7 protein-coding genes are annotated in these 15,936 nt (G+C 64.0%); 1 reads left to right on the plus strand and 6 read right to left on the minus strand.

What is annotated here, in order from left to right; genetic code table 11:
- Positions 1-3 precede the first annotated feature (3 nt).
- The 4 genes from OJ996_RS06215 to OJ996_RS06230 all read right to left on the minus strand — a co-directional run bounded on the left by OJ996_RS06215 (position 4) and on the right by OJ996_RS06230 (position 4,231).
- Positions 4-438, minus strand: a complete 435-nt coding sequence (locus tag OJ996_RS06215) for a response regulator (protein ID WP_264512330.1) — start codon at positions 436-438, stop codon at positions 4-6.
- The gene (locus tag OJ996_RS06220) at positions 435-2,741 is read right to left on the minus strand and encodes an ATP-binding protein (RefSeq protein ID WP_264512332.1); all 2,307 of its coding nucleotides are present in this window, start codon (positions 2,739-2,741) and stop codon (positions 435-437) included. The genes OJ996_RS06215 and OJ996_RS06220 overlap by 4 nt, the downstream gene beginning before the upstream one ends.
- The gene (locus tag OJ996_RS06225; RefSeq protein ID WP_264512334.1) at positions 2,738-3,322 is read right to left on the minus strand and encodes a biliverdin-producing heme oxygenase; all 585 of its coding nucleotides are present in this window, start codon (positions 3,320-3,322) and stop codon (positions 2,738-2,740) included. Before OJ996_RS06225 ends, OJ996_RS06220 begins: the two co-directional genes overlap by 4 nt.
- A gap of 81 nt (positions 3,323-3,403) precedes the next feature.
- Complete coding sequence (locus OJ996_RS06230; protein WP_264512336.1) at positions 3,404-4,231, minus strand: hypothetical protein; 828 nt, start codon at positions 4,229-4,231, stop codon at positions 3,404-3,406.
- A gap of 149 nt (positions 4,232-4,380) precedes the next feature.
- On the opposite strand from OJ996_RS06230, the gene OJ996_RS06235 reads away from it, so the two are divergent.
- On the plus strand, positions 4,381-5,967 hold the full coding sequence (locus tag OJ996_RS06235) for a peptide chain release factor 3 (RefSeq protein WP_264512338.1): 1,587 nt from the start codon (positions 4,381-4,383) through the stop codon (positions 5,965-5,967).
- Positions 5,968-6,261: 294 nt separating this feature from the next.
- Here OJ996_RS06235 and OJ996_RS06240 read toward each other — a convergent pair whose 3' ends face one another.
- Positions 6,262-10,587 (minus strand): beta strand repeat-containing protein, encoded by a 4,326-nt coding sequence (locus OJ996_RS06240; protein ID WP_264512340.1) that lies wholly within the window; start codon positions 10,585-10,587, stop codon positions 6,262-6,264.
- Positions 10,588-11,034: 447 nt separating this feature from the next.
- Positions 11,035-15,846, minus strand: a complete 4,812-nt coding sequence (locus tag OJ996_RS06245; protein WP_264512342.1) for a beta strand repeat-containing protein — start codon at positions 15,844-15,846, stop codon at positions 11,035-11,037.
- Positions 15,847-15,936 lie beyond the last annotated feature (90 nt).

The following is a 15,936-nucleotide window of genomic DNA, read 5'->3' on the forward strand; positions in this document are numbered from 1 at the left end:
TCCTCAGTTGGAAGGCAGGACCACACCCTGCAGCCAGTATTCGAAGATGCGCTGCAGGGTTTCCAAATACTCCGGGTAATCCACCGGCTTGGTGTGATAGGCATTCGCGCCCTGTTGATAGCAGTAGTCGAGGTCCTTCGGATTGCCGGAGCTCGTGAGGATGACCACCGGCAGGGAGCGGAAGTTCGGATTCTGCCGCAGCGATTGCAGCGCCTGCCGACCGTCCGTCTGCGGGGTATTCAGGTCCATCAGGGCCAGGAGCGGAGCGTCATCGTTCCCGTTCCGGGAGCGCTCAAGCATCTCGAGGCACTCGTCGCCGGTGGTGGCGCGCCGGATTTGGTGTGGCAGCATGCTCCTGCGCGCCGCGCAGAGAAGCGTGTCGAAGTCCTCGTCCGAGTCCTCCAATACGAGAAGATAGCCGGGTGGGGAGATGCTCATTCGAGGGCCAAGGGGGATTCAGCGAGGGTGAAAAAGAAGGTGCTGCCGACACCCGGGCTTGAATTCACCCAGATCCGACCGCGGTGCTGCTCGATCAGGCGGCGGACGATGGCAAGCCCGGCACCGGAACCACCGCCGAAGGCCTCGCGATCGTGCAGACGCTTGAAGATCTTGAACACGACATCGAAGTGCCTGGGGTCCATGCCGATGCCATTGTCCTTCACGTGGAAGACCGTGCCACCGTCCGGCAACTCTGCAAATCCTATCTCGATCTCCCGCTCCGCCTTATCGTTGTACTTCAGCGCGTTCGAGAGCAGGTTCATGAAGACCTCCCGCACCCGCATGCGGTCGCACTCCATCACCGGCAGGCGCTGCGGGATCTGCACCCGCGTCGGAACCTCCTGCAGGCGTGGCGCGATGATCTCCAGCGCTTCTTCCAGGACCTCCTGCAGATCCACCGGGCGAGGGCTAAGGGTAGCCCGGCCGACCCGCGAGAAATGCAGCAGCGAATCGAGCAGCGAGTCCATCCGCAGTGCCAGGCGCTTCATACTCTCCAGGCGCCGCAGGGTCTCTTCACCACGGTGCGCCTCGGTCTCGATCAGCTGGTGGGCGTATTTCGAGATCCCGCGCAGCGGCTCCTTCAGGTCGTGGCTGGCCACGTAGGCGAAGGCATCCAGTTCCTCGTTCGAGCGCATCAGCTCCGCATTCATCACGGTGATCTCCTCGGTGCGGGAAACCACCAGCTCCATGATCAATACCCGCAAACGCAGCGCGGCTTCGACCTCGACCCGCTTCCACGGTAGCGAACGATGCTTCACGGACTCCGTGAAAATCTCGAAGGAGCGGCGCGGGGTGAGCCGCGGTCCGTGCGGGCCGGTAACCACCGGCTTGTCATGCGGATTCCCGCCCCAGTTGACTGTCTGGATCGTTTCCGGGCGGAACCACAGCACGAAGGTGTGGCGGCGGCGCGACAGCGTGAGGGCCAGCAAGCCACTCCCCACGGTGGCGAAGCCTGCCGCCGGCGGGAAGTCCCGCACCAACGAATCGGTGGTGTAGATCGGCCTCACGGGTGATTCGAACTCGGGCCGCATGAGCAGCCAGTCCTTCAGCGAATCCAGCTGGGTATCGGTGGGGGTGCTGCCCGTTTTCCACCAGCGGTCGCCGTGGAACACGGCCACACCACCGGCATCCAGCGTATCCAACAGATTGGGCGAGGCGCTGGTCAACGGTCCCAGATCCGCATCCTGCGCGGCATTCGTGATCACACGGTTGTGCACCTCCTCGATCTTCAACCGGTAGCCCAGCGATTCCCGCTGCTCCACCGCCCGCAGATGCAGCGAAGCCACTTGCGCCATGAATTCACAAGCAGCCCGGATCTGGTGGGGAAAGCGTCGCGGCGTCTCGTGCTGGCACGCGATCAGCCCCCATAGCTCGCCATCCACCATCAGCGACATGGTCAGCGAGGCCGCCACCCCCATGTTCCGCAAGTACTCGGTGTACATCACCGAGGCCCCGCGCAGCACGCAATGGGTCATCAGCAGGGGCTTCCCGCTGTCCGGATTCGCCAGCGGGACCAACTCCATCACCGGGGCAGCGGCATCGGGCAGCGGTCGCACCCAGATCTTCTTGAAGATCTCCCGCGCGGGCCAAGGGATGTCCTCCGCCGGATAGTGCAGGCCCAGCCACGGCGCCATGTCCTCGCGCTTCGCCTCCGCCACCACCTCGCCATGGAAGTCCTCGTGGAAATGATAGACCATCACCCGGTCGATCCCTGTTAGACCCCGCACCTCCTCTGCCAGCACGTCACAGAACCCCTGCAGGGAATGAGCCTCGTGCAGCCGCGTCACCGCCTTCTTCACGATCCCGTAGTAGTCCGGCAGCGGCGATTCCGCGGGAGCCGCAGGCTCCGCCTCCAGGATCACCAGCCCCTCGCTGGTATGCACGATGAGATCATAGTCGCCCTTCAGGCTGACCGTGAAAGCATACAGCGGGTTCCGCTCGGTGCGCTCCTTCGTGATGAAATCCCGCAACCTCTGCTCCCCTTCGTCCCCGAGGAACAAGGACAGCGGCTTGCCCAAGGCTTCCGCCGCGGGAATCCCGAAATGATCGCCCAGATTCTCGCTGGCCTGTAGCAGCGTGAAATCCTCTGCCCGCAGCACCAGCAGCGCCCCGTGCGATTGGATGCAGCCCGGCGTCTGCACCGGCTCGCTATCGCAATTCGAGATCGTCACCCCGTGGCGCTTGATACTGTAAGCACCGTTCTCCCACGGCGGAACCGGCACGGATGAGTAGGAGACATTCATGAAGGAGGAAAATCGTTTCGGAACAGCCACTCCGAGAGCGTGCTGAAAGTTCGGTTCGCGGAGGCCACGATCGCATCGCCATCTCCCTCCCGCGTGGCATTTGTTAGAATCTCGCCGAAGGCTTTCCAGCGCGATCCGGTCTCCGCACCATAGCCGGAGAAGAAGGCGCACCCGGTCTCAGGAGTCAGATTCAAATTCTGCAACAAGTGCCGCGAAATGATCTGCCCGCCCAAGGTCGCCCCCTCGATCACATAGAAACACCCCAAGCTCCCCGCCAAAGACTCAACCTCCGGCAAGTTCGCACAGCGCGGCAGCGCGGCAATCCTCGCAGAGTCATCTCCCAGAACCGCTAGATCCCGCTCCAGTGCCCCGACCTTCAAGCGCTCCGGACAATCCAGCCCGATCTCCCGCCACCGCCCCGCCTTCACCAGCCCCTCCTCCAGCGGTGCATAATACCCGTGGAAGCGCCGCAGCAACGCACGGTAATCGCCCACCGACAGCTCCGGACTCAGCAAAGGAAGGCGCTCCTCCAAGGCCATGTGGAGCTCGCGGGTTTCATGACGGAGTCGTTTCAGGATCACTGCTGCAAGAATCCCGAAACTTGCTGAGCCGCCTCGCCAGCGCAAGCACTTGAACAACCCTTAAAAATGCGGACCCGCCGATCACGGACAAGCCGCCCTGCAATACCCCTGCCACGGCTTCACGAAACGGTCATCGGGCACCGAGAACTCCAGATTCATGCTCCCGAAGGTATCGTAGATCCGCACCGAGCTCCGCGTCTCGCCGTCCGAACAGAGCGGCAGCACCCACAACGCATGCGCCTGCGCCGGGTCCACCCGCAGCACGCACTCGCCGCTATCGTCATTCAGCGTGATCGCCCCGCCCTCGAAGGACACCCGCCGCGGCTCGATGAAGCGCGAGAAATCGAAGCCATCCCCCCGGATCCGGCAGTGCATCGGCAATTGCAACTCGACCAGATCCGCCAAGATCGGCGCCAGCGGATGCAGGTCCGGCCGCGCCCGCCGCTCCGCCGCCGCCGCCTTGCAGCAAGGGCAGGCCTCCACCGGAGCCGACAGCCCATCCCGCCACCGCAGCAGCTCCATCAGCTCCACCTCCTCCACGCAGAATTCCGCCACGAACTCCCGCAGCCGCGCCCCGTCGGCCAGCTCGTCCGGCAGTGCGAAGGCCAGCGGGAAACGGCCCTGCGTGAAATCCAGCTCCAGGATGCCCGGATTCTGCGGCAGGCTCGCCATCCGCAGCGCATGCAGCCCCACCACCCGCTCCCGCGCCACCGAAAGCCCCAGCCCCGGAAACAACAGCGAATCTCCGGACTCCATCGCCAAGCCCGCCGGATCCGCGATCGCCACCAGCTCCCCCGTCAGGTTCTTCGCACGCACGCACAGCATGCCGATCTCGGCCAGCCGCTCGAAAACCTCCGGCGCCTGATGCTGGAGCCGGATCGGGACCTGAAGGAAAGGTGAAGCACTCATCGGCGGACGAAGCTCCATCCTTAACCTCCCCCGCCCCGCCCTTGCTGGTGCCTCCTTGCGGAAAGTTGGCGCGGCATCACCCCTCCGCCCCGCCCGGGATCGGTCCTTGGCAGCGCCCGCCCCCCGTGTTTCCCTCCCCGCCCGCCGCCGTGTCCCATCCTTCTTCCATCCGCCGCACCCTCGCCATCATCTCACACCCGGATGCCGGCAAAACCACGCTCACGGAAAAATTCCTCCTCTACGGCGGCGCCATCGATCTCGCCGGCAGCGTCACCTCCCGCCGCGACCGCCGCGCCACCACCTCCGACTGGATGGAGCTCGAGAAGCAGCGCGGCATCTCCATCTCCTCCACCGTCCTCCAGTTCACCTACGGCGGCTTCCACGTGAACCTGCTGGATACCCCCGGTCACGAGGACTTCTCGGAGGACACCTACCGCGTGCTCACCGCCGTCGACGCCGTGATCATGGTCGTCGATGCCGGTAAGGGCGTGGAGGCCCGCACCCGCAAGCTCTTCGAGATCTGCCGCCTCCGCGGTATCCCGATCTTCACCTTCATGAACAAGCTCGACCGGCCGACCCGCTCGCCGATCGACCTCGTGGACGAAATCGAGAACGTCCTCGGCATCGCCTCCCACCCGATGAACTGGCCCCTCGGCGATGGCCCGCGCTTCCGCGGCATCATCCAGCGCCGCGATGGCCAGCTCAACCTCTTCGAGAAGACCAAGGCCGGTGCCTACCGCGCCCCCGTCTCCGTCCTCGGCCTCACCGACCCCGCCGTGCGCGAGCACGTCGATGGCGACCTCGTCGACAAGGCGATCGAGGAGATGGAGCTGCTCGACATCGCCGGCGCCCCCTTCGATCAGGAACGAGTGCTGAAGGGTGAACTCACCCCGATCTTCTTCGGCTCCGCCGCGAACAACTTCGGCATCCAGCTCCTGCTCGATGGCTTCCTCTCCATGGCCCCCGAGCCCTCCGGCCGCAAGTCCGGCGATACCTTGATCGAGCCCGAGGACAAGCGCTTCAGCGGCTTCGTCTTCAAGATCCAGGCGAACATGAACCCGAAGCACCGCGATCGGATGGCCTTCATCCGCATCGTCTCGGGCAAGTTCGAGCGCGACATGCAGGTCTGGCACGGCTCCGCCGCCAAGCAGATCCGCCTCTCGAATTCCCAGAAGCTCTTCGCCCAGGAACGCGAGATCGTGGACGAAGCCTTCGCGGGCGACGTCGTCGGCCTCGTGGGCAACCAGCCCTTCGAGATCGGCGACACCCTCACCACGGACTCCTCGATCAAGTTCGACGAGATCCCGATCTTCCCGCCGGAGTGCTTCGCCTCCATCCGCGGCCGCAGCACCGCCACTGCCAAGCGCTTCCGTGCCGGCATGGACCAGCTCGTGCGCGAGGGCGTCACCCAGCTTTTTGAAAGCGCCGCCGGCACCACCCTCATGCTCGGCGCCGTCGGCCCGCTGCAATTCGAAGTGCTCAAATACCGCCTCGAAACCGAATACGGCGCGGAGGTCATCCTCGAGCACGCCCCATGGACCGTCATCCGCTGGCTCATGCTCGATGGCGAGCCCGTCGCCGGCCAGAACGCCCCCACCGACGACCTCCCCGGAGGCTGCATGATCGCCAAGGACTCCGCCGGCCACTGGGTCGTCCTCGCCGAAGCCGAGTGGGCCCTCCGCAGCTTCAAGCGCTACCACGAGAACTGGGACCTCGCCGAGCGCCTCGTGAAGTAAGCCCGCACAAGCGACGCCCGCCACCAAGGGTAAGTAGTCCCGCCTTCAGGCGGACGAAACCGGGCTCACGTCCCACTATATCCATAGTAGCGGAATGACTTCGTCATTCCGGCTGGGTGCATCCTCCCCGGACAACGCCGCCCTCCCCCGAAAAAAACCGAAACCCCGGCTCTAACAAACATCGCGTCCCTCCGCTTGATTCCCCCCTTGGACGCCTTACCCCTCCCCCGAAAAAAGCCGCCCGGCTTTCACCGGGCGGCTCTCGTTTTACTTCCTTACGGGTGATCTTTGGGATCAGGGAGTGTTCTGCGTCACCTGCAGGCGGGCGAAGATGCGGCCCTGACCGGTCGGCAGCGTGTAGCTGATTTCCGTCGGGGTATCCGTCGTCGGCGTCGCCGGGCTCCAGGAACCCGGCAGCATCGTGGACGAGGTCTCGATCGCGTAGGTCAAGTCACCGTTCGTCACCGCTTCCGCACGCTTGGAGAAGGTGATCGTGTTCGTGCCGGCGTTGAAGGTCCCCGTGTTGGCATCATAGCCGGCCGGGTTCAGATTCAGCGCATACTCCAGCAGGTTCACGATGCCATCGCCGTCCGAATCGCCCGCCGGGCCACCCGTCACGCCGTTCGTCGCCGCCCAGCTCGTGTAGTTGTTCGCAGGCGGTGCGATCGTGTAGTCGATCACCAGGTTGTTGCCGTCGACGCGTGCCGAGAAGCTACCCGTGCCCGTGAAGCCCGGGGCATCGAAGACGAACTTGTTGGCCGCGAAGCCCGTCACGCCCGCCGTCGTCGAGATCAGCGTGAAGCTGCGATTCTCTTCCACGAAGCCAGCCAGCGCCGTCGGCGTGACATGGATACGCACCGGGTTCGCTGCAGTCGCCGTGATGTTCACGCCAGCCGCCGAGCCGATGGTGTCGTAGCCCGTGCCTGCCGCACCGGACCAGCCGCTGAGCTGCCAGTTGATCGCGGAGTCCGCACCCAGGGTTGTGCCGCCGTTCACCGTCAGGGTGCCGACCGCATTGTTGCCCGGAGCGATGTTCGCCGTGTTACCCGTCGTGCCGCTTGCCGCGAGCACACCCGTCGTGCCGTTGCCACCCACCGTGCCGCCGGCCTGCACCGTCAGCGGGCTGGTCGTCATGCTGGTGTTCACCAGCAGCGTGCCGCCGTTCACTGTCGTCGTGCCCGTGTGCGTGCTGGCCACCGCGCCGGAGAGCGTCAGCGTGCCGCGCCCGGACTTCACGATGTTCAGGTTGTTCTCGTTCGCCGCCGCACCGCCGAAGGGCAGGGTGTAGTTGAAGTTGCCTGGGGTGTTGACCGTCAGCGTTGAGTTGGTCGTGGCACCGCCCACGATCGCGCTGCCCGCGAAGGTGTTGCCCACCGTCAGACCGCTCACGGTCTGGACGATTGGCGCGGCGTTCTCACCCAGAATCAGCTTCGAGACGTTGTTGCTCGCCCCCTCACCGATGTTAACCGGTTGTTCGATTGGCAGGGTGTCGTCGCGCAGCAGCCGCACTTGGCTGTTGTTCACCACCGAGGTCCGGAAGTTCTTGTAGTTCTTCCCTGCCGCCCCGATGCGGACACGCACCCCTTCAGTGAAGAGAAGCTCCGCGTCATCCGAGATATCGATACCGCCGGTGATGTTGATCGGACCGGAAGAACCGCGGACGAACAGGGTGGCTCCACCCATCGTTCCCGTGATGTCACCCTGCAGGTTCAGCGTTGAGGTGGCGTTGAAGTTGCGGATGTTCACTGCGGAGCGTCCGGTCGAGTAAACCCCGATCGGGCCCGTGTAGTTCAGCGTCTGGCTGCCACCCTCGTGCGTGAAGCCCGCACGGCCGAAGGCACTCGCCCGCAGCTCCAGTGGCTCGGCCACCGTGTAGGGACCCACTCCACCCAGGTTGCGGATGTTCAGGTGCTGGCCGCCGGTGCCGTTCAGGCCGCGCACCACCGTCTTGCCGCTGGTCGATCCCAGAGCGTTGACGTGGCGGATGTTCAGCGAATTGCCACCGCCGCGGCTTACTTCGATATCTCCGGTGAAGTTGGTGTTATCGCCATTCAGGAAGAGCTCCGAACCGCCGGTCTTGATCAGCTTGCCGCTGCCATTCAGCACACTGAAATACTCGGTGTTTGCCGTCACCCGGATATCCATTTCCGCACCCGCGCCGATTGTCGTTCCCGTGCCCGCTGCACCCGCGCCTGCCGGCACGGCCGGAGAGATCAGCGTCAGGCGACCACCATTCACGGTCGTCGTGCCCGGGTTGCTGAAGGCGCCCGTGAGCGTCACATTGCCCGTGCCGCTCTTCACGAAGCTACCCGTGCCGCTTCCCGTGATCGCATTGGTGAAGATCCGGTCTCGGTTCAAGTTGATGTGCAGCACGCCGCTGTTGCTGATCGGTGCCAGACCCAGCGATCCGGTCGTCCCGCCGTTGCCCACCTGCAGTTCCCCACCGGTGATCGCCACGCTCGAGGTGGAGCTCAGGGTCGCATCGATGTCGAGTAGCGCCTTGCCGTCGCCCTGTTTCGCCAGCGCCACCGTGCCGGTGATCGTGGAGTTCACGTGGGCGGTGTTGATCGTCACGGTATTGCCCGCGCTGTTGTTCACCGTCAGGGCTGCCGGGCGCACCGCGCCGCTCACCGTGATCGGCGTGGCACCCACGGAGTCGCCCAAGCTCAGGCTGTCGCCTTGGCCGAAGGCCACGGCACCCACTCCGTCATTGAAGTTCGCCGTGCTGAAGATGTCCCAGTTGCTGTTCGTCGCGCCGGTCCAAGTCAGGTTGCGCACCGCACCTACCGTCACGTTGATCTCGCCCGCCGTCGCTAGGCTGATCGAGCCAGGACGGGTTTGCTTCAGGTTGCCACCGCCGGTCAGCGTCCCGGTGTAGGTCGCCACCGTATAAGTACCCGGGGCCAGCGCCGCATCGGAGAAGTCCAGGTTCGTCGGTCCGTTCAGCGTCAGGTTCCCGAACTCGATCGGATTGAAGTAAGCCGTGCTATGCAGGATCGTGCCGCCGCTCGCGGCCACCGTCAGCGGGGCCGCGATCACGGAGTTATCCCCGGTGATCGCCGCACTGTTCGACAGGGTCAGGGAGGCGCCGCTGAAGGTGCCGCTGTTGATCCCGAGCACCCCGCCCGTCACCGCGCTCGCGCCGGTCGGATCCCAAGGCGCATTGATCGTTAGAACTCCCAGGCCGCTCTTGGTGATACCGCCGCTACCGGTGAAGAGCTGCGGCGTCCCCAGCGTGTAGGTGTCGCTGTTCACCAACAGTCCGCCCGCCTGCACATCCGCCGTCGTCAGTCCGGAGATGAAGTTCGCTTGGTCGCTCGTGGCGATGATCTGCGAGCCGTTGAAGTTCGCCGTACCCAAGGCCAGCGGATCGGTGGCAGCGCGGAAGATCCGCGCCACCCGTGCTGTGCCACCGTTCAGGGTCAGCACTCCATCCACCGTCTCGCTCTGTGAAACCACAAGATTCGTCGCGCGCAGCTCGGCCGTGTCGGAGAGCGTGTAGCGCCCGATCCCGCTGCCGTTTTCACCCACGAACACCGAACCTTCGCGGACTTCGATCAGGCCACCGCTGTGGTTCCAAGTACCGTCGGACGCGCCACCACCGCCGCCGATGGAGATGCTGCCGCCGCCAGTCTTCACCAGGTTGCCGCCGCTCATGTTGAAGGTTCCGGTGCCGCCAGCGCGGCCGGAGGAGAACCAGTTGTTCGCCAGGATCGTCCCGCTGTTCAGGTTATAGATACCCGTGGCAGTGGCCGTCTGGCCGATCCAGCACTCGGAGCCAAGCTGTACCGTGCCGCCGTTCTGGTTCACCGTGCCCTTCGGGTTGTTACCACCCGCCACGTCACCCAGGATCATGTGGCCATCCTCGCCCGACTTCGCCACCAAGGTGTTCGCCCCGGAGACATTCAGCACGCCTTCGCCACCGGTGCGGCCCATCACGAACCAGCGCCGCACGTTAAAAGTTCCACCCGTGAGGTTGAAGGTGCCGAAGTCGGTATTGTCACCGTTCACCCCGAAGCCGATCCACACTTCGCTCTCGTTGGTGAAGGTTCCGCCGGACTGATTGATCACCCCCGTGGCCGTCGGCCCGGACTCCGCTCCGTTGTCACGGTTACCCGCGATCAACTGGCCGTTGCCATGCACGATCAAGCCGCCCGTCATGTTTAGCACGCCCGCGCCCTTCTCACCCAGGTTCAAGCGCGCGTTGCGGATGTTCAGCACGCCACCGCTCATGTTGTACGTGCCCGTCGAGCCGGGATCCACACCCATGCGGAACCAGCTCGTGATATTCACCAGACCGCCGGTCTGGTCCATCGTGCCTGCCGCACCGCCCGCACCCGTGCGGAAGTCTTGCGTGGTCCAGATCGGATCGCCGGGCGCGATCTGCACCGTGCCACCGTTCCCGACCCACGCGAAGTCGTCCGGTCCCGGGATCGTCCCGGTCGACCAGTTGGCAGTGTTGGTCCAGGTGCCGGTCGTCCCGGTCCACTGGATATCTGCTCCCAGTGCGGCAGGCAGCAGGGACGAGCCTGCAAGGATGCCGGCGAAGTAGCAGGAATTCCGAACCGCCGTGGAAATCAGGGAGGTACGGGTTGTGGGGTCTTCAGTACGGATATTCATGGGTTGGACGTGGAATCACCACGATCCAGCCCGTAACGGGGAGGAAACTCGGGTCCGGGGAAACGGGGACGGAATCTTGCCCGCTGCGGGAAGAGATCGAGGGTTTGATTACTTGGATTTCAGGGAGGCTGGCGTCTCATGGGAAATCGACGCTAGGTGGGGTTGACGTCCGGCCGTTTGAAAAGGTTTAGAACCGGATCAAATTTGTTTCCGCAGAATCGGGCATGCATCGCTTCATGTGCAATTTCGTGCGATTCGCGACACCTCTCCCGCTCTACTTGCGATCTAACAGATAGACAGTGCTCTGCATCCCGGGCTCCTTTTCCCCTTTCTTCCCCGGGCGTTCCTCAGGCCGGAACCGCTGAATTACTACGTTTATAAAAGAAAAGCCCCGGCCGCTTTCGCAGCCGGGGCTTTGGATGAATCGTTTGTTTGATCTGACCCGGTTCAGGGCGTCGGCGTCACGTTCACCCGCAGGAAGCCGCGGCTCGGCAGACCATCGGAACCGTTCAGGCTGAAGGTCCGGTAGGTGTAGCCGCTCGGTGCCGCTGGCAGACCCGTCGTGACCGGAGTCACCACGTTCACTTGGGTCGTGAAGGCGGACAGGTTCGTGCTGCCTTGGGCCGTGTAGGTGTAGCCTTGCGTCGCGGCGCTCGGTGAGGGCGAGCCGGCGAAGACCGGTGTGCCGTTCAGCACTGCGATGGTCAGCAGCAGCTCGTTGGCCGTGCCGCCGTCGCTGCTATCCGCCACCAGCTTGTAGACCTTGGCGCCGTTCGAGCCGTCGTTCGGCACACCGCCGAGCATGAACTCTTGGACGTTCGTGTCGCCATCGCCATCCGGATCCGCATCCGCTCCGATGACCGCAGGATCGGTTTCGAAGGGGAAGAAGTCATCCACCCAGTTCTCGAAGGGCGAAGCTGGCCGGACGATTGCGATCTGGTTGTTACCCAGATAGTTCGTCTGGAGCGTATAACCGGCCGGAAGCGTCGGCGTGCTCGCGAAGCCGCCGCTGAGCGTTCCGTAGCTGGCGATGATGTAGACCGGCAGCGTGGGAGTTCCGGTCAGCGTCAGGTTCGCATTCGCGAGGTTCAGGGTGCCGTTCACATCCAGTTCGCCGGCAGGCGTCGGATTCGCGTTGTTGATGGTCACCGCGAAGTTCGAGCCGGTCGCGAAGTTCACGTTGCCGTCCACTTCCAGGATCCCGGTCGGATTCCCCGGGGCGATCGATGCCCCGGTGGCCACTTGCACCGAACCGTCGATGAAGCCCGCTCCGCCCAGCGCACCCGCGCTCACCGTGGTGAGACCGGTGTAACTGTTGAAGCCGCTGAGATACAGCGTGCCCGCACCCAGCTTGGTCAAGCCACCGCCGTTGCCATCGGTCATTAGGCTGCTGGTAATTTCGATCGTCTGACCGTTGCTATCGATGTTTGCGCCGCCGTCTTCCACTGTCGCGGTGTCGATGCCGGTGAAGAACACCGCCTGCGCTCCGGCACCGGCCTTCAGCAAGCCGCCGTCGAAGTTGAAGGCGCTGATCCCGCCGCTACCCTTCTGCACCCGCTTGGTGGTGATCGTGCCGCCGTCCAGGTTCACCGTGCCGTTGCCGTTGCCGCCGTTTCCGATTACCAGCAGGTCACCGTTCACATTCAGCGCACCCGACCCGGAAACCGAAAGCGTTCCCGTGCCGTCTTCACCCACGATCACGCGTCGATCCGTCTGGTTCTGGTTGAAGGTGCCGCCTGTGATGTTCAGCACGCCGTTGGCGCCTTGATAGCGACCCACCACCGTCCAGCCGGTCGTGTTCACCACACCCGCGCTCTGGTTCCAGGTCCCGGTGCCGTTCTCGCCGATGAACACCACATCGTTGTTACCAATGTTTACGGTGCCGCCGGTCTGCGTGATCGTCCCGTTCGAGGTCGCGTTCTGCGCCACGAGGGTCGTGCCGCCGTTGAGAGTGCCGCCGGAGATGTTGAAGTTACCGATCGTGTTGACACCCTTGCCCACGAAGAAGGTTCCCGCATTCACCACCGCGGAATCCTGCACATTCAGGGTGCCGTTGCTGTTATCCACATCGGAAATGTTGAAGTCTCCTGCCGTGTTGTTCAGCACGCCGCTGTTTTGCACGGTGATCGTGCCGGTGCCGTTGCCACCGATCGAGAGCCAGCCGCCCGTGCGGTTGAAGCTCGCGGTGTCCTTCACGATCAGCGTGCCGTTGGCACCGTTCTCGTTGCCCAGGAACACCCGGTTTGTGGTGTTGAGCTGCGAGTTGCCGTTCAGGGTCACGGTGGAAGTTCCGCCCGCACCTTCGCCGATGTTGATGTCACCGGTGTTGATGGTGGAGTTGTTCAGCGTGATGTTGCCGATCGCCGAATGACCCACCACACCCGAGAGGTTGGCCGTGGCCAGACCTTGGGTCGTGATCGTGGAGTTGTTCGCCGTCAGGCTGGAGACCAAGCCCGTGGTCCCGTTGCCGCGGCTGACCACCATCCAGCTGCTCGCGGTGAGGCTCGTGCTGTTCAGCGTGGCCGTGGCTCCGGTCAGCCCGTTCGAGCCGACCCAGACTTCACCCGTCACCGAGTTGGTCTGTGTGCCGCCGCCCTCCAGCACCAGCGAGCCCTCGTCTACCCGCAGCGAGGCCGGCGTGCCGGCTCCCTTGCCCAGGACGTTGGCACCCGGGAAGCTCAGCGTCAGCGTGCCTGCACCCAGCTTCTGCAGCTTGCCTTGGTTCGGTGCGATCAGTTGGCCTGTAACCGTGAGGTTGTTGGCGATGTTGATGCTGCCCAACGCGTTGTCCAAGGGCGAGTCGTAGCTCCAGCCGCGGTCGATCGTGGTGCTCGCACCGGTGTAGACTAGTCCACCTCCGGCAATCACGAGGTTGGAAGAAGCGGAGCTTGCCGCACCCAGCGGGCCGGCCACGCCGCCGTTCGTCAGCGTGTTCACCGTCACCGTGCCGCCTTCCAGGCGGGTTTGGCCGGTGTAGTTGTTCGTCGTGGAGATCGTCGTGTTGGCGGTTCCTTGCTTGGTCAGGCCACCGGCTCCGCTGATGCTGCCGCTACCCGCCAGAGTGTAATCGTAGAGAGAGTTGTTGAAGGTCGTGAGACCCGGCGAAACCGTCACATTCAGATCTACCGCGCCGTTGTTGAACTCGGCTCCCTGTGCATTGTCATCGAACAGCGCCGGGTTACCATTCGTGAAGGTGGTCCCGGTCGACGTCAGCGTGTTGACCCAGTTTACTTCGGTGGTGTTCCAGTCGTTGGAGACGCCCGCTTCCCAACGCGGCAGAGCCACGCTGGTCACCACCAGCTTCACCACTCCTGGCGTCGCGGTGTCAAGGGTGGCAGCCATTCCCAGCGGCAGGGTGCCGATGACGAAGTTCCCCGTGCCCGTCTTGCTACCATACTGGATCAGTTCATAGGTTCCGGTTTCGGGAAAGTCATGCGTGAGGTTGATCGGCAGGTTCGCCGCCAGATTGATCGCTCCCGTGACCTTCAGAGGCGCAAAGCCCGTCTGCGGCGGGAAATTGTTGCCGATATTGATGTCCAGCGTGGTGCCGGTGCCGAAGCCCGCGCTCGGGATCGTCAGTGACTGCTCGATACCGCTCAGCGTCACGCCGAATGCGGCATTGTTAGCCACCGTCACGGCTCCCGCGGCTGCGGCTAGAGGGTCTCGCGTACCGAGCACCAGTTTGCCCGCGCTGACCGTGCTGGTCCCCGTGAAGGTGCTCGCTCCGACCAAGGCCAAGGTGCCCGTGCCGGATTTCGTCACATTCCCCGTGCCGCTCAGGGCTTGGGGTGCCGTGAGGTTGAAGCCATTGCTGTTCACCAGCAGGCCGCCCGCCTGGATCTCGGCGACGTCGCTCCCGGCCAGGAAGTTCGGCTGGTTGGAGGTTCCGAAGATCTGGGTGCCGTTGAACCGCACCGTGGCATTTCCTCCCCCGCCCACGATCTTGCTCGTGCGCAAGGTGCCTCCGTTGAGGTTCAGGATACCGGTGGCGCTCCCGTTCTGCGCGACCGTCAGATCGTTGGGGGTCCGCACCTCGCCGCCGTTCAACGTGTAAGTTCCCGCATTGTTCTCACCCACCCACATCTGGCTCGATGTGATATCGACCAAGCCCGCGCCCTGCGTCATGGTGCCGGGCCCTGTCGCGCCGACGATGAAACGCTGGTCGGCGGCCCCGCCCTTCGTGAAGGTACCGCCACTCATGTTGAAGGTTCCGGTACCCCCGTCGCGGCCGATCGCCACCCAGCTGTTGACGTTGATCGTGCCGCTCGAGAAATTGTAGATCCCGACGGAACCCGTCCGTTGGCCCACCCACATTTCTCCGCCGCCGCCGACGTTCACCGTGCCGGCATTGTGATTGAAAGTGCCGTTGTTGGGGTTAACGAAGGTATCGTTCTCGTTCTCCGCAACAATGAAGTGGCCGTTCGTGCTGATCGAGCCCTGATTGAAGTTCACCAGGCCCGTCGCGTTGTTGCGCGCTGTATAAAAGCGGCCGTTCACCGTGATGGAGCCGCCGTTCATGTTCAGGGTGCCGTTACCGGTGTTCACCCCGATGTATACCCACGCCCCGGCACCCGCATTGCCGGAGTTTACCGTGCCGTTATCGAGGTTCATCACCCCGGTCCCGGCCTGCGAACCGACGATGATGTCGTTGGTCGCCGAGAGTGTCCCGCTCGTGTTCACGTTGAGGAGGCCAGTGCCACCGTCGCCGCCGCCGTCGTCGCCACCGACATAGAGACGCGCACCGCTACCGGTAGGACCGCCCACGTTCAGGCTACCCGTGCCCTGCGCGAAGCCGGTGGAAGCCCCCCCCGTGCCGGAGGTATCTGCGAGGTTGTAGGTACCATTGCCGCCTGCCGTGCCAACGAACATCCAGTTGCCGGAGCCGGTCCGGGCCGTCCCGGCGCGGTGGTCCACGCGGCCGGTCGTTCCATTCGCGTTCCCCACCTTGATATCCCGCGGATGCACCACCGGGCTCGCGGTCAGGACCGGGAAGTTCGTCAGAGTCTGGATCGTTGCGTCGTCGAAATTGTCCCCCGTGGGCTGGCCGTTGGCGATGTTCGGCACACGACCCAAGCTCCAGTTCGCGGCAGTGTTCCAGTCATTGCTCACGCTGCCGTTCCAGAGGTTATCCACGGCGAAGGAAGAGGATCCCAAGACTGTGGTTCCAGCGACAAGCGTGGCAAACCAACGGGAGTTGTACGTGGCCGCCGCCGTCAAGGACGCGCGGGTGATGGGGGTACGGGTCGGTTGATTTTTCATGGGGTTTTTATCGGGTTTCGGGGCCGCAGGGACACGCGAAGCGACGCCGCCTCATAGAGACGACGGTCCGTGTCCGGATATCCGGGGTAC

The organism is Luteolibacter rhizosphaerae (assembly GCF_025950095.1).
Taxonomy (GTDB): domain Bacteria; phylum Verrucomicrobiota; class Verrucomicrobiia; order Verrucomicrobiales; family Akkermansiaceae; genus Haloferula; species Haloferula rhizosphaerae.